We start from the raw sequence: 15,543 nt of genomic DNA, 5'->3' as shown, positions 1-15,543 counted from the left end.
GACGGGCGTGCGGGCCCACGTACCGCATACGTCCTGGTGTGTGCTTATACGTGCCGGCTGTGCGGCAGTGGCTCCGAGGGATCCGGGACCGCGACGTCCGCTTCGTCCTGGCCCAGCGGCCGCGCGGTGGCCAGCCCGGCGAGGAGCCCCGCGCCCGCCGTCACCGGCGTGAAGCTCAGCGCGTTGCCGATGCAGGCCAGGGCGGCCAGCGCGGTGAGCGCCGCCGCGGCCGTCAGCGCTGTCGGAGTGGCGCGGGGCGAGCGCCACAGCCCGTACAGCACCCAGCCGAAAGCGGCCCCGAGGAGAAGGACCCCGGGGATGCCCTGTTCCGCGGCCTGTTGCAGCAGCGCCGAATGGGGCTTGCCGTCGGCGTCCGGGGTCTGCTGCGCGGTCGGGCTCAGCTCACCGAACCGGTCGGGGCCGGCGCCACGCCCCGGGTACTCCTTGGCGAGGCCGATCGCGTCCTGCCACAGCAGCACCCGGTTCACACTCAGCTGGCCCTCCAGGGAGGCGGTCAGCCCGCCGGGCAGCGCGTCCTCGGCGACCGCCCAGGAGCCCGCGGCCACCAGCGCCGTGGCGAGGACCAGCCCGGCGAACGCGGCCGTCCTGCGGCGTATCCGGGCCGCGGCGAGCGAGCAGAGCAGCACACCCAGGGCCGCCGCGAACCCGGCCAGGGAGCCGAGCAGCAGCGCCGTGACGGCGATGAGGAGGGCGAGCAGCCGCAGCGCGAGCCGCAGGGACGACGCCCGCGCCGCCCAGGCCGCACAGCACGCGGCGCCCGAGGCCAGCGCCAGCAGTGCGGCGATCGCGCCCGTATGCCCGGGGGCCGGGACCGCGGTCGCACCCGGGATGCCCCCGCCGGGCCGCGCGGCCACGGCCAGGGCGAGTGCCGCGAAGGCCGCGGCGCACGCGGTGGCGACCGGCACCAGGGAGCCGCAGATCCGGCCGCAGGCGTAACCACCGGCGAGCGCGAGCACGGCGAGCAGGACACCCTCGGGCCTGGCATCCCGGCCCGTCGCGGCGATCAGCGACCAGACGGCGCAGCCGCCGAGCACCACGACACCGGCGGCATCGGTGAGACCACCCCGTTCCACCGTGGTGGACAGCCCGGCCGGTGCAGTCATCCCGTCGACCCCCCGACATGTGACGGGCCCCGCCCACGCCGGCCGATGAGGCCTGGCGGCAGGGACTGGCGCATACCGTAACGGCAGGGACGGGGGTTTGTGTACAGAATGCGCAGAAACGTTGCATCGGCTGTTGGACCGACCTGCCGGGCGCCGGGCGGGTCACCGTAGACTCCGCCGGGTGAGCACCACCACCACCACCGCCGTAGGCGAGCCGGAACGGCTGAATCCGCAATCCGATGCCACCTCGCGCGGGAGAAGAGTGCTGCGGCGGCTCATGGCGCCGTCGGCCGCCGTGGTCTCCGGCCTGCTCCTGTACGCGAGCTTCCCGCCCCGCCCCCTGTGGTGGCTGGTGCTGCCGGGCTTCGCCCTACTCGGCCGGTGCCTGTACGGGCGACGGCCGCGCGCCGCTTTCGGTCTCGGTTTCCTGGCGGGCCTCGGCTTTCTGCTGCCGCTGCTCAGCTGGACCGGCGAGGAGGTCGGCCCGGTGCCGTGGCTGGCCCTCGTCGCCTTCGAGTCCCTCTTTGTCGCCCTGTGCTGCGTCGGGATCGCCCTGGTGACCCGGCTGCCGTTGTGGCCCCTGTGGGGCGCGGCCATGTGGATTCTGGGCGAGGCGGTCCGCGCGCGCGTGCCGTTCGGCGGGTTCCCCTGGGGCAAGATCGCCTTCGGCCAGGCGGACGGCGTCTTCCTGCCGCTCGCGGCGCTCGGCGGCACCCCGGTGCTCGGGTTCGCGGTCGCGCTGTGCGGCTTCGGCCTGTACGAAGCGGTCCGCCAGTTCCGTACGTACCGTGAGAGCGGCGAGGTGCCGCGCCGGGGCGCCGCCGTCGCTGCCCTGGCGGTCCTCCTGCCGGTCACCGCCGCGCTCGCCGCGCGGCCGCTCCTGGACAACACGGCCGAGGACGGCACCGCGACCGTCGCCGCGATCCAGGGCAATGTGCCCAGGCTCGGGCTCGACTTCAACTCGCAGCGCCGCGCCGTCCTCGACAACCACGCAAAGCGCACCGAAGAGCTCGCCGACGACGTCAAGGCCGGCAAGGAGCCGCAGCCCGACTTCGTGCTGTGGCCGGAGAACTCCTCCGACCTCGACCCCTACCGCAACGCCGACGCCCGGGGGGTCATCGACGAGGCCGTGAAGGCGATCGACGCCCCGACCGTGATCGGTGCGGTGCTCACGCCCGACAAGGGCAAGCTCCGCAACACCCTGATCGAGTGGGACCCGCGGCGCGGCCCCGTCGCCACCTACGACAAGCGGCATGTCCAGCCGTTCGGCGAGTACATCCCGATGCGGTCCTTCGTACGGATCTTCAGCTCCGACGTCGACCGGGTGCGCCGTGACTTCGGTCCTGGCAACAAGGTCGGTGTCTTCGACCTGGCGGGCACCAAGGTGGGACTGGCCACCTGTTACGAGGCGGCCTTCGACTGGGCGGTGCGCGACACCGTCACCGGCGGGGCCCAGCTCATCACCGTACCCAGCAACAACGCGACCTTCGGGCGCAGCGAGATGACGTACCAGCAGCTGGCGATGTCACGGGTGCGGGCCGTCGAGCACAGCCGCTCCGTCGTCGTCCCCGTCACCAGCGGGGTCAGCGCCATCATCAGGCCGGACGGCAAGGTCGTGCGGAAGAGCGGGATGTTCACTCCGGCCGCACTGGTCGATGAGGTGCCGCTGCGCTCTTCGCTGACGCCCGCGACCCGGCTCGGAACGATCCCCGAGGGGGCGCTCGCACTGCTCGCGGCAGCCGGTCTCGGATGGGTCGCGGCGCGCGGCCTGCGGGCCCGCCGTACCTCTGGCAGTACGCCGAAGTGATCTCGCCGGGCCATTAGGGTCGAGCCATGGGAACTCCCGACTTCATCCGCGAAATCCGGGCCACCGCAGGTCACCAGCTCCTTCTCCTGCCGGGCGTCAGCGCGATCGTCTTCGACGACGAGGGGCGCGTGCTCCTCGGCAGGCGCTCCGACACCGGCAACTGGTCGATCATCGGCGGGATTCCGGAGCCGGGGGAGGAGCCTGCGGCGACAGCCGTGCGCGAGGTGTACGAGGAGACGGCCGTGGTCTGCGAGCCGGAGCGGGTTGTCCTCGTCCAGGCACTCAAGCCGGTGCGGTATCCCAGCGGCGACCGGTGCCAGTTCATGGACATCACCTTCCGCTGCCGCGCCGTCAGTGGTGAGGCGCGTGTCAACGACGACGAGTCGCTGGAAGTGGGCTGGTTCCCGGTGGACGCGCTTCCGGAGCTCAACGAATTCGCGCTGCTGAGGATCAAGCAGTCGCTCGCAGACGCACCCACATGGTTCGAACCCACCACCCAGCCCTGAAGTATGGGCGGCGGCCACATCGGCCGTCGGGGGACCGCTGCCTAGGGTCGTGACCATGACCGTGCCCACCACACCCCCTCCGCCCGCCGCCGCACTCGACCTGGGCGGCCGAAGAGCGCTCGTCACCGGCGCCGCGGGCGGCATCGGCCGGGCCTGTGTGCTGCGGCTCGCGGCGGCCGGGGCCAAGGTCACCGCCGTGGACCGGGACGCGGAAGGACTCGACGCCCTGGTCGCTCTCGTGGCCCGCGTCGAACGCACCCGGGGTCTCACGGGCACCGTCGAGCCGCTCGCCTTGGACCTGACCGACCTCGATGCGGCGGAGCGGGCGGCGGCGGGCACGGACATCCTGGTCAACAACGCCGGACTCCAACTGGTGCGCCCCATCGAGGACTTCCCGCCGGACGTCTTCCACACCGTCCTCACCGTGATGCTCGAAGCGCCGTTCCGGCTGATCAGGGGCGCGCTGCCGCACATGTACGGGCAGGGGTGGGGACGTATCGTCAACATCTCCTCCGTGCACGGACTGCGCGCCTCCGCGTACAAGTCCGCCTACGTCTGTGCCAAGCACGGACTCGAAGGGCTCTCCAAGACGGCCGCGCTCGAAGGCGCCGAGCACGGTGTCACATCAAACTGCGTCAGCCCCGGCTATGTCCGCACTCCGCTGGTCGAGCGGCAGATCGCCGACCAGGCGATCGCCCATGGACTCCCCGAGGAGCGGGTGCTCGCCGACATCCTGCTGAAGGACTCCGCCGTCAAGCGCCTCGTCGAGCCGGACGAGGTCGCGGAGGCGGTCGCCTATCTGTGCGGCCCGCAGGCATCGTTCATCACCGGGGCGTCGCTTCCCCTCGACGGCGGCTGGACCGCGCACTGAGAACGCGCACGGAGACCGCGTGCAAAGGACGCGTGCAAAGGACGCGTGCAGAGAAGGTGCCATCCGTCTGTTACTTTATGTCGCGAATTGACTACTTGTTGTTATCCAGAGGGAGTGTGTGTGAAGGTCGCCTGCGTCGGCGGCGGGCCCGCCGGCCTGTACTTCTCGATCCTCATGAAGCGGCAGGACCCGTCCCACGACATCACCGTCTACGAGCGCAACCCGGCAGGTTCGACGTACGGCTGGGGAGTGACGTACTGGGGTGGCATGCTCGACAAGCTCGCGGGCAACGACCCCGAGTCCGCGGCGGCCATCAGCGGGAACTCGGTCCGCTGGAGCGGCGGCACCGCGCACATCCGCGAGCACACGACAACGCACCAGGGCGACCAGGGCTTCGGCATCAGCCGTCGCACACTGCTCGCGGTCCTCACCGAGCGGGCCGAATCCCTCGGGGTACGCGTCGAGTTCGGCCACCCGGTGGCCGCCGGGGCGGAGCTGCCCGACGCCGACCTGGTCGTCGCCGGTGACGGCGTCAACAGCGAACTGCGCGAGCGCCACGCCGACCACTTCGGCACCGATGTCGCGGTCGGGCACAACACCTACATCTGGCTCGGCACCAGCAAGGTCTTCGAATCCTTCACGTTCGCCTTCGTGGAGACCGCGCACGGCTGGATCTGGTGCTACGCCTACGGATACAGCGCGGACCACAGCACCTTCATCGTCGAATGCTCCCGGGCGACCCACACCGGCCTGGGACTCGACCTGGCGAGCGCAGCCGACAGCCTGGCCCTGCTGGAGCGGCTCTTCGCCGAACCGCTGGACGGACACCGCCTGATCGGCCGGGCGAGCGCCGACGGCAGCGCGCAGTGGCTGAACTTCCGCACCCTCACCAACCGGACGTGGCACCGCGGCAATCTCGTACTGCTCGGCGATGCCGCGCACACCACGCACTACTCCATCGGCGCGGGCACCACACTCGCCCTGGAGGACGCCATCGCCCTGGCCGACGCGCTGCGCGGGCAACCGGAACTGGGGCCCGCCCTCGCCCACTACGAGCGGGAACGCAGATCCGCCCTGCTCTCCGTCCAGAGCGCGGCCCGCTACAGCGCCCAGTGGTACGAGAACCTCCCCCGCTACCTCCACCTCGCACCGCCGAAGGTGTTCGCACTGCTCGGCCAGCGGCACTCCCCGCTGCTCCCGCACATCCCGCCGCGGCTGTACTACCGGATCGACCGGGCGGTCGAGCGTCTCGAAGCGTTGCGCAGGCTCAAGCGCTGGCTGGGCCCGCGGATCGCGCGGACCCTGCACGCCCGCCCGTGGGCAGCCCGCCGACAGCCGTCGGGCGCGTGTCCGGCGCCCGCGGCCCAAACCCCCGCCGGCCGGTCGACCTGACAGCCCCCGACTGCTTGAGTGTGCCCATGTCCCAGGAACACCCCCGGCCCGGCAGCGAGGCTCCCTACCTGGAGCTCCTCGCTCGCGGCGCCACGCCGGACGCCTACGAGCGGCCCGTACTGCTCGCCCGCGCGGACGGCGCGAGCCCCGAAACGCTCGCCGCGCTGGAAGCCGCGAAGCTCCAGGCGCTGCGGGTGCGCGCGGAGCTGGAGGGGCGCCGGCGCCGCGAGGCCGAGCTGTCCGCGCTCTTCGAGACCGCGCACGACCTGGCGGGGCTGCGGGACCTGGACGCCGTACTCCAGGCGATCGTGCAGCGGGCCCGGTCACTCCTCGGCACCGAGGTCGCGTACCTGAGCCTGAACGACCCGGTGGCGGGTGACACGTATATGCGGGTCACCGAGGGGTCGGTGTCGGCGCGCTTCCAGCAACTGCGGCTGGGCATGGGGGAGGGGCTCGGCGGGCTCGTCGCCCAGAGCGCCCGTCCGTACGCGACCGAGAGCTACTTCGACGACGCCCGATTCCGGCACACCTGGACGATCGACTCCGGTGTACGGGACGAAGGCCTGGTCGCGATCCTCGGTGTGCCGCTGACCCTGGGCAGTCAGGTGATCGGCGTACTGTTCGCCGCCGACCGCCGCGCCCGGGTCTTCGAGCGCGAACAGATAGCCCTGCTCGGCTCGTTCGCCGCGCATGCCGCCGTCGCGATCGACACCGCGAACCTGCTCGCCGAGACGCGCTCGGCGCTCGCCGAGCTGGAGGCGGCCAACGAGATCATCCGGGACCGCAGCGGCGTCATTGAGCGTGCCTCGGAGGTGCACGACCGGCTCACCGAGCTGGTCCTGCGCGGCGGCGGCGTCCATGACGTCGCGAGCGCCGTGTCCGAAGTGCTCGACGGGACGGTCGAGTTCACCGACTCGGAAGAGACCGCCGAGGTGGTGGCGGCGGGCGCCGACGGCCGCGCGGTGCGGCGCGGCGAGGACTGGGTGGTGACCGTATCGGCGGGCGGCGAGAACCTCGGTGCGCTCGTCCTGCACGGCCATCCCGCCCTCGACCCGGTCGACCGGCGCACCCTCGAACGGGCCGCGCTGGTCACCTCGTTGCTGCTGCTGGCCCGGCGTTCGGCGGGCGAGGCCGAGCAACGGGTGCGCGGCGAACTGCTCGACGACCTCCTCGACGCGCCCGACCGCGATCCGCGGCTGCTGCGTGAACGCGCCGCCCGGCTGCGCGCAGATCTCGACGCCCCGCATGTGGTGCTGGCCGCCCGCATCGAGGCGTCCGACCCGGCCAGCGCCGAGCGGGAGAGCGCCGACCGGCAGCGGCTCGGGGCCGCGGCCTCGCACCTGGCCGGGACCCGGCGCGGCCTGGCCGCCGCCCGGGACGGCGGCGCGGTGCTGCTGCTGCCGCTCGGCCCCAAGGACAGCCCGGCGGCCATCGCCCGTCGGGTGGCCGGGCACCTCGGCGACTCCCTGCGCGAGCCGGTCACCGTCGGAGCGGGCGCCCCCGTCGACGCACCCGCGGCGCGCCCCGGCGCGATAGCGGAGGCGTACGGGGAAGCCCGTCGCTGTCTGGACGCGCTGCGGCTGCTTGGTCGTTCGGGGGAGGGCGCCGCCGCGCGGGACTTCGGCTTCCTGGGGCTGCTGCTCGCCGACGGCCGTGACATCACGGGCTTCGTGGACCGCACGATCGGCGAGGTCGTCGCGTACGACCGGCGCCGGGGCACCGACCTGGTGCGCACCCTCGACGCGTACTTCGCGTGCGGCATGAGCCCGGCCCGTACCAAGGACGAACTGCACGTCCACGTCAACACGGTGGCGCAGCGCCTGGAGCGGATCGCCCGTCTCCTTGGCCCGGACTGGCAGACACCCGCCCACGCACTGGAAGTACAACTGGCCCTGCGGCTGCACGGACTGTCGGCGGCGGTGGCACGCTGAACGCCCGGCACGCGGGCGGTCCCCCCGCGTGCCGAGCGGGCCCGCCCTCAGCGCGCAGAGGCGTCGGCCGCGGGCACCGCTTCGGGGGCGCCCGCCTGCTCTCCGTCGATGTCTGCCAGATCCCGGTGGCGGGTCTCCTTCGCACACACCAGTGCCACCACGGTGATCAGCACGGCGGCGATCACATACAGGGCGATGGGTGTGGAACTCCCGTAGTCGGCGAGCAGGGCGGTGGCGATCAGCGGCGCCGGCGCGCCGGCCGCGACCGATGAGAACTGTGCCCCGATCGAGGCACCCGAGTAGCGCATGCGCGTCGCGAACATCTCCGAGAAGAAGGCCGCCTGGGGCGCGTACATCGCGCCGTGGAAGATCAGCCCGACCGTGACGGCGAGCAGCAGACTCCCGAAGCTCCGGCTGTCGATGAGCGCGAAGAACGGGAACATCCAGAGGCCGATACCGATCGCCCCGACCAGATAGACGGGCCTGCGGCCGACCCGGTCAGACAGGGCGCCCCACGCGGGGATCACCGCGAAGTGCACGGCGGAGGCGATCAGGACGGCGTTCAGCGCCGTTTGCTTGCTCAGCTCCGCCGATGTCGTCGCGTAGACGAGGATGAACGCGGTGATCACGTAGTAGCTGATGTTCTCGGCCATTCGGGCGCCCATCGCGATCAGCACATCGCGCCAGTGGTGGCGCAGGACGGCGACCAGCGGCATCTTTTCGGCGGGCGCGGACGTGCTCTTGCGTGCTTCGGCGCGCACCAACGCGGCTTTGAAGACGGGGGATTCATCGACAGAGAGACGAATCCACAAGCCGACGATCACCAGCACCCCGGACAGCAGGAACGGTATGCGCCAGCCCCACGCGAGGAAGGTGGCGTCCGACATCAGCGCGGTCAGCGCCGAGAGCACCCCGGTCGCGAGCAGCTGCCCGGCCGGCGCCCCGGTCTGCGGCCACGACGCCCAGAACCCGCGCCGCTTCGCGTCCCCGTGCTCGGACACCAGCAGCACCGCCCCGCCCCACCCCCGCCGAGTGCGAAGCCCTGGACCAACCGCAGCACGGTGAGCAGGACGGGAGCGGCGGAGCCGATGGTCGCGTGGGTGGGAAGCAGACCGATCGCGAAGGTGGCGCCGCCCATCAGGAGCAGGCTCAGCACCAGCAGCTTCTTGCGGCCGAGCCGATCGCCGTAGTGCCCGAAGACCAGCGCGCCCAAGGGCCGGGCGGCGAAGCCGACCGCGTACGTCAGGAAGGACAACAGGGTGCCGACGAGCGGGTCGGAGCCGGGGAAGAACAGCTTGTTGAAGACCAGCGCGGCAGCGGCTCCGTAGAGGAAGAAGTCGTACCACTCGATGGTGGTGCCGATCAGGCTCGCTGCGACGATGCGGCGGAGATTCGAAGGCGCGGGTGGAGCGGATACCGAGGCAGCCATGGACACCACTTCCGGACAGTAGGCGGGGACGTTTCCGTGTTGCCACACCGTAGGAACACGCAGGTCAGACCCACATGTGGTGGGACACCATACTTCGGAAGGGCACTGTGCGCGGGGCCACCATGACCGACTTCGGCGTGCACGTGGTCGCGGCTGCCGTCCCAGTTGTCCTTACAGCGACGGGAGATGCTCATGTGCCCCACGCGCCAAGCGGGTTAAGCTTGCACCGCTGCCTGGCTTACGGCGCGTTCTGCAACTCCGCTCTGCTCGGGGAGGAGCAGGGGCGCAGGGGAAAGCGCCACAGAGCAACTGACCGATGAATGAGGGCGCCACCCCATGAGGCGGACGACAAATGCCCGATCGGGCACGCTTGCAGTCGGCTGTACGGAGAAGCCCTTGAGGTCTCGGGCCGCTGCGGTGAGAATTCTGCCCAATCCCCGTACGTGCTCCACGTATTGTCCGCCTGTTCCGTACGGGCCATTGCCGCTCTGTTGAGGTTCTGTTGAGGTTTCGGCTGCCGGGAAAGGGGTGTTCATTTCCCGGAGCGCCCTATCGAAACGATTCGCGGGCCCCTATTCTCGACCTCGGGTGGTGTGCCGGTGCTCTTCGCTGGGCCCGACATATTACGACGATGTAAAACCTTGACGAAGGGAGCGACGAGTTGGTAGCGGACAGTGCGGCGGGCATACGTGCCGAAAGGCACGCTTCCCGCACGGAGAGCCTCTGCACCCGCGGGGCGCGCTATGTGACCGGCTCGGACATCACCCGTGTCTCAAGTGCTCTCGCCCTTGAGCCGTGGTACCTGACGGAGACGGCCCCCGCTTCCGCGAGCGACCCGACGGGCATCGTCACGGACGGCGGCCGGCGCCGGGTGAACCTGAGGCTGGCCAATGGCCCGCACGGCTGCGTCTTCCTTCTGCGGACCGTCGGTGCGCTGGGCCACTGCGGGCTCGGAGAACTCGCCCCCGTCTCCTGCCGGGTATTCCCCGCACACCTGGGAGACGGCGCCGCCCCGGCCGCCGAAAAACCCGGGAAAAAGCGGCAGTTAACCGAGGCGGACCTCGATCAGGAGATGCTGGCGGAGGCGAAGCGCGGCTGGACCGCGGACCGCGACCACTGGTTCGAGGTCGTCAAGCGGTGGAACGCACTGACCGCTGAGAAGTCCAAGTCCGACGACGAGCCCGGTATCCGCGATTTCCAGCGCTATCTGCTGGAGACTCACGCCGCCCGCGAGGCCGGCACCGCATGGCCCGGGGAGGCCGCCAAGTGAACGGAAGCGGAGTCAACGTCGCCGGCTGCGCGGGTTGCACGGGGGACTGCTGCCGGAAGTACAAGGTCGGAGTCACCACCGGGGACATGCGCCGGCTCGCGGAGGGGACCGCGCTGCACCCCGAGGAGTTCATCACTCTGCTTGAGGACGATTCGGGCTTCCGCCTTCAGCCCGACGGGCCGACCCTCGACCTGTATCTCGTCCGCAGGAAGGAAACCGGTGGCTGTGGCTTCCTGATGGAGATCGCATCGGGAAAGGCCCGATGCGGTGTCTACGCCCATCGGCCGCTGGTGTGCAGCAACTTTCCGACGACCCTCGAACGCGGTGCGGTGGGAATTCGTCAGGACACCGTCTGTGGACCGGACTCCTGGAACCTCGCCGCGATGGAACTGACCACGTACCGGCGGGATCTGGAGAGCAACCGAGTGGCATGGGCCGATCACCGGCGCCTCGTGCGGAAGTGGAACGCGGCTGTCAAAGCGGACAAGCAGGAGAGAAGTCCTCGCGAACTCTACGATTTCCTGCTCGATCCGACCGGAACCGGCTGATGAGACCGCGGCGGGACGACAGCAGCGAATACGAGTACGTCGAGGCCGAGGCTTCCCTTGCGCCCATCGACAAGCTCCTTGCCGCTTCCGTCGCCAGACGCTTCTACCTCGCCAACCAGTCGAAGGTGGATATCGCCAAGGAATTCGACATCAGCCGGTTCAAGGTCGCCCGCCTCCTCGATGCCGCCGTGGCCCACAACATCGTGCGGATCGACATCACGGTCCCGGCTGAGATCGACGCCGCCCTGTCGCGCGCAGTGACCGAGCGCTTCGGACTGCGGCATGGCATCGTTGTCAATCTGACCCGGAGCGAGGGCGGCGCGTCCGCTCCTTGGGACCCGCGCCAGGTCAGCCGGTGGCTCGGCACGGCGGCGGCGCAACTGATCTCGGAGATCGCCGAGGAGGGGGACGTGCTCGGCCTGGACGGAAGCCGTTCGGTGGAGGCGTTCAGCGAGGCGGTCAGCCGGCTGCCTCCCTGCGAGGTGGTTCAGTTGGCCGGGGTGCACGGGCAGGACTTGGCCAACGACCCCGCGGTCGCCGCGGTTCGCCGTACCGCGGCGTTCGGCGGGGGCCGGGCCTTCCCCCTTTACACCCCGTTCATCCTGCCGGACGCGTCGACGGCCTCCATTCTCAGAAGCCAGCCGGCCACCGCCGAGACGCTGGACCGGTTCGGCCGGGTCACCAAGGCCGTTGTCGGCATCTGCGCGTGGGAGGCGACGCTCTCGCCGGTGTACGACGCCCTGACGGATCAGGAGCGCGAAACGCACCGGGCATCGGGAGCCTGCGCCGAAGTCGTCGGCCATGTCTTCGATCAGGACGGCAAGGTGATTCCCTCGGAGCTCGACACCCGCATGATCGCCATGAGCGCCGCGCAACTCCGCGGCGTTCCGGAGCTGATCGGTGTCTCGGGCGGGGTGCGGAGCGCCGAGGCCATCCGTACCGTTCTCAAGAGCGGTCTCCTCACCGGGGTTGTCACGGACGCGACGACCGCACGCCGTCTCCTCTGGTACGACGGCCCGGACGACACGTCGCGAACCAGGGACGCGTACGCGGTGGAAACGGCGACGTGAGATCGTCCTGCGGCACATGCCGGTTCCCTTTTCCCGCCACCGCCGGGGTGCCTTGCCCGAGTTGCCCTTCGCGCGGACGTGCCGAGGTGGCTCTTCCTCCCAGTTGTTTCAGTCGTTCCGCCGGATTCCGATCGCTGCACAAGACATGGGGCCTCGCGTGACCGACCAGCCACCGATCCACCGAGTGAGGACAGCGATGACCCAGCAGTGCGCCGGGACGGCCGTGACCGAGCGGAATCAGACGGCAGCGGTGTGCAGGGGCGAAGCGGTCAACATGTCCGAACACGGCCGGACATGGGGGACCACCGCGTGAGCCGTTGGTCTCTCCACTTCTCCCGCCGGAGCCGCAGGTCTTCCGGTGCAACCCGCGGCACAACCCGCAGTACCGGCCGCCAGGTCGCCGAGCCGAGCGGCGCCGGACGCCGGGGGGCCGCCGGCGCCCCACCCGTCGAGGACATCGACGGCATTCTGCTGGTGCGCTCGGTCGAGGATGATTCCTTCCCGATGGCCGCACTGGCCGAAGTGGCCCGCGCCCTCAGCGTGGACGAGGACATCGTCACGGTGATGGTCGGATCGACCGACGGGGGAGGCCCCGACGCCGACCTCTGGTCCCGGCTCGGCGCTCTGCTGGACTCCCTTCGCGCGAAGGGCACCGGCCGGGTCCGGCTCGTCCTGTCCGGCGCCGGTGACGACCAGCCGGGCCGCCCCTGTGTGGCCCGCAGGATCGCCGACGCCTGGGAGCTGGAAGTGATCGCTCCCGACGGGGCCGTCCTGATCGCACCCGGGGGCGTGCTCTTCGTCCAGGGGGATTCCGGGTGCGGATGGTGGCGCTTCGCGCCCGGTGAGGCACCCCGGAAGCTGGGCCCGCGTGCCCCGGCACCCGCTTGGCAGGAGGCGATGGGCCGGGTGCCCGTACGCACCGAGGGTGGCTGTGTGGTGGACCAGATACCGGCGGGCGTGGTCATACGTCCGGCCGAGGCCCCCGGGCCGAACCCCGACGACCTGTGCTTCGCGGTGCCCGTCGACCACGGACGTCCCACCGTGCTGGTCGGCGCTCTCCACGCGGAGGACATCGCGGCCGACGAAGTGGCCGCCGTGCTCGCGGCGCTGCCGGTCGCGCAGCGGTCCCGCGTCCGACTCGCCCCGGGAGGCCGCCGCGATCTGCTGCGGCTCGGCCACTCGGTCGCCGACATGCTGGGCAGCGAGTTGGAGGTACTCACGGGCCTGCCGCTGCTCGCCGACCACGCTCCTTTCGGAGCCGGTCCCCGGCCGACCCTGTTGGGCGTCGACGGGAATCCGAGCTGGCAGCCGTTCGTATCGTCTGTGACCTGCAGGCCCGCCGATGCGCAGGGGAGGGTTCCCGCACCCCGGCTGGTGGGGAGCCACCCACCCGCCTGGCTTCCCGGAGGTACGGAACCGGGGACCGTACGGCTGACGGACCGCTGGCAGGCCACCGTGACGCGGGCCGGACTCGCGCTGTGGGAGCGGGACGGCCCCCGCCCTCCGCTCGCGGGGGCGGCCGTGAACCCGGACACCTGCGCCATCGAACTGGGCATACCGGGGGAGCCGTTGGACGGCTCGATGGTGCCCGCGCTGTCTCAGCTCCTGGTCGGCCTCGGGGCCGCGACCCGGGCCAGAACCACGCTGTTGGTGCGCGGCAGGCTCACTTCCGGGGAAGGCGAACTGCGCCGACTGGCGGCCGAACACGGCGTGCCGAGCATCCGCTATGTCACGGCCGGGCGGCCCGGGAGTCCGGGGCACCCATGGCCGGCGGCACGCCGAGGCAGTACGGAGGCGAGCGGGCCCGCAGGTGCGGCCGCGGCGCCGCACCGCGGCATTTCGGCCGTGGCCGGTCCGCTGCCCGCCGCGCCACGATCGCCCCGTGCGGAGGAGGAGCCCGCCGAGGGACACGCGGTCACCGGGTCCGTCAGCGGGTCCGTCACCGCGTCGGGCGAGCACAGGCTTGTTCCGGGGTCGGCCGTAGCTCCCGCACGGCGCCAGGCCTCGGCCGGGCCGTCGGGACACATCGGCACGACCGGGAGCGCCCCGACGGCGCGTGTGGAGTCCGGTGGACCTACGCCGCCCGCGCACCGATCCGCCACAACGTCGTCGTCGTCGGCGACGTCGAGAGTGGGTGTGGATCCGGCGGTCGGCGCGGCGCGGGGCGGTGGGCTCGGTGGCGGCGGCGCAACGGTCACGGGCACGTTGACGTATGCGTCTGGTGCTTCCGCACCTGGTGCAGCCTCGCCTGTTGGTCCTTCCGCTGCGGGTCCGTCACTCGGTGCCCCTGCGCCCGGTGGTTCGGGAGACCGCGTGGCCGAGGCGCCGTCCGGGGGCGCGATCGGCGGCGGAGCGGGCGCGAGCATATCGGCGCACGCCTCCGGTGCTACGTCGCTCGGAGCTCCCTCCTCGCGAGGTGCACGGACGAGTGAAGGGCGTAACCGAGCGTCGGAAGCCGGTACGGTCACGGGCGCGCCGCCGGAGGAAGAGCCCCCTACCGGCGACGAAGCGGTCGCCGCCATGCTGGCGCACCCGACCGTTGAAGGAGCGCCCGATGGTGGGGCGCTCCACGGTGAGGCGCCCGATGCTGGGGCGTTCCACGGTGTGGCGCTCGACGGCTCAGGGGTCGGTGCGTCGCCTGAACGGGCCGGGGACGGTGAGCCGGAGAGGCCCGGTCGGATGGCCCAAGTACCTTCGCCCGAGCGGACGTTGTCCGCACCGGCACCGGCACCCGTACAGGCGCCAGCGCCCGCACCGGCACGCGCACTGGCGACCCGGGCCGCACCTCTTCCGTTCGTGCAGGGCCATGCCATCGGGGCCGCCGAACGTGCGGAGTTCCGCGAGCTGGCCGCGGCCGTCTGGGAGCGGCATGCTGCTGCCGTCTCCCGGGTGCTCACGCGGATGCCCGCGCTGCGCGGCCACGAACTGGAGGCGGCGAGGACCGACCTCATCGCCGCGCACGCCTATCTGACCACTGAGGAAGGGCCGTTGCACCATCGCGAGCTGATTCGCGACATGCACACGGGCGAGGGGCGCCTGCTGCCCTACGCCGGGTGCCTGGCGTCCGCACTGCGGCGACTGCCCTCGTACCGTGGTGTGGCGATGCGCGGTGGGGGCGAGGCCGGGTCCGATCCCGAGGTCGGCACCCTGGTGCAGGACCCGGGACCGGTCAGTGCTCTGGTCCGGCCCTCGGCGCTTCCTGCCGGATCCTCCGTGCGCTATGCGATCTGGTCGGTCACCGGGCGCAAGGTGCGTCAACTGCTCGACCAGCCGGCCGGATCCCCGGACACCCGCGACGAGATCGTCTTCGTGCCGGGGACCGCTTTCCGGGTGCTGGGAGTACGGACAGTGCCCGCCGGTTCCTCGGTGGTGCTGCTGCGTGAGCTGCCCGGAAACGCGTCCGTCTACATGGACGGGGAGCAGGAACTGACCCCGCAGGACCTCAAGGCGCTCACCCACCTCGAAGAGGCGCTCACCAAGGAACTCCCCACCGGCGAGGGCGCGGACTGGCCGGAGCGCTGCTCCGGGCCCGTAGGCCACGCCGGGTAGCCGGGGCACGAACTCCGGGAGCACTCCCGGGCAACGGGGACTGCAT

The 15,543-nt window shown here is 71.4% G+C and carries 10 protein-coding genes and 1 pseudogene; 9 read left to right on the top strand and 2 right to left on the bottom strand.

Annotated elements, in window-relative coordinates; all coding sequences use genetic code 11:
• Positions 1-44 precede the first annotated feature (44 nt).
• Positions 45-1,124 (bottom strand): O-antigen ligase family protein, encoded by a 1,080-nt coding sequence (locus tag ABCR94_RS26420; RefSeq protein WP_347122539.1) that lies wholly within the window; start codon positions 1,122-1,124, stop codon positions 45-47.
• Positions 1,125-1,347: 223 nt separating this feature from the next.
• On the opposite strand from ABCR94_RS26420, the gene lnt reads away from it, so the two are divergent.
• The 5 genes from lnt (at position 1,348) to ABCR94_RS26395 (ending at position 7,631) form a co-directional block, all read left to right on the top strand.
• Positions 1,348-2,931 (top strand): apolipoprotein N-acyltransferase, encoded by a 1,584-nt coding sequence (gene lnt / locus ABCR94_RS26415; protein WP_347123077.1) that lies wholly within the window; start codon positions 1,348-1,350, stop codon positions 2,929-2,931.
• A 26-nt stretch (positions 2,932-2,957) separates the two neighbouring features.
• Positions 2,958-3,437 (top strand): NUDIX hydrolase, encoded by a 480-nt coding sequence (locus ABCR94_RS26410; RefSeq protein WP_347122538.1) that lies wholly within the window; start codon positions 2,958-2,960, stop codon positions 3,435-3,437.
• Positions 3,438-3,492: 55 nt separating this feature from the next.
• On the top strand, positions 3,493-4,308 hold the full coding sequence (locus ABCR94_RS26405) for a 3-hydroxybutyrate dehydrogenase (protein WP_347122537.1): 816 nt from the start codon (positions 3,493-3,495) through the stop codon (positions 4,306-4,308).
• A gap of 120 nt (positions 4,309-4,428) precedes the next feature.
• Positions 4,429-5,700, top strand: coding sequence for an FAD-dependent monooxygenase (locus ABCR94_RS26400; protein WP_347122536.1), 1,272 nt, complete (start codon positions 4,429-4,431; stop codon positions 5,698-5,700).
• Between the two features lie 26 nt (positions 5,701-5,726).
• A complete protein-coding gene (locus ABCR94_RS26395; RefSeq protein WP_347122535.1) occupies positions 5,727-7,631 on the top strand; it encodes a helix-turn-helix domain-containing protein in 1,905 nt (634 codons plus the stop codon).
• Positions 7,632-7,678: 47 nt separating this feature from the next.
• Here the strand turns inward: ABCR94_RS26395 and ABCR94_RS26390 are convergent.
• Positions 7,679-9,060: pseudogene (locus ABCR94_RS26390) on the bottom strand (MFS transporter).
• Between the two features lie 661 nt (positions 9,061-9,721).
• Here ABCR94_RS26390 and ABCR94_RS26385 point away from each other — a divergent pair.
• The 4 genes from ABCR94_RS26385 (at position 9,722) to ABCR94_RS26370 (ending at position 15,497) form a co-directional block, all read left to right on the top strand.
• Complete coding sequence (locus ABCR94_RS26385; protein ID WP_347122534.1) at positions 9,722-10,330, top strand: hypothetical protein; 609 nt, start codon at positions 9,722-9,724, stop codon at positions 10,328-10,330.
• Complete coding sequence (locus ABCR94_RS26380; RefSeq protein ID WP_347122533.1) at positions 10,306-10,878, top strand: YkgJ family cysteine cluster protein; 573 nt, start codon at positions 10,306-10,308, stop codon at positions 10,876-10,878. The genes ABCR94_RS26385 and ABCR94_RS26380 overlap by 25 nt, the downstream gene beginning before the upstream one ends.
• Positions 10,878-11,948 carry a sugar-binding transcriptional regulator gene (locus ABCR94_RS26375; RefSeq protein WP_347122532.1) on the top strand — a complete coding sequence of 357 codons (1,071 nt, stop codon included), beginning with the start codon at positions 10,878-10,880 and terminating at the stop codon, positions 11,946-11,948. Before ABCR94_RS26380 ends, ABCR94_RS26375 begins: the two co-directional genes overlap by 1 nt.
• Positions 11,949-12,257: 309 nt before the next feature.
• Positions 12,258-15,497, top strand: a complete 3,240-nt coding sequence (locus tag ABCR94_RS26370) for a hypothetical protein (RefSeq protein WP_347122531.1) — start codon at positions 12,258-12,260, stop codon at positions 15,495-15,497.
• Positions 15,498-15,543 lie beyond the last annotated feature (46 nt).

This window comes from Streptomyces changchenzhani (assembly GCF_039766235.1).
Classification (GTDB): Bacteria; Actinomycetota; Actinomycetes; order Streptomycetales; family Streptomycetaceae; genus Streptomyces.
The sequence above is the reverse complement of the archived record's forward strand: the minus strand, read 5'-3'. Positions and strand labels throughout refer to the sequence as shown.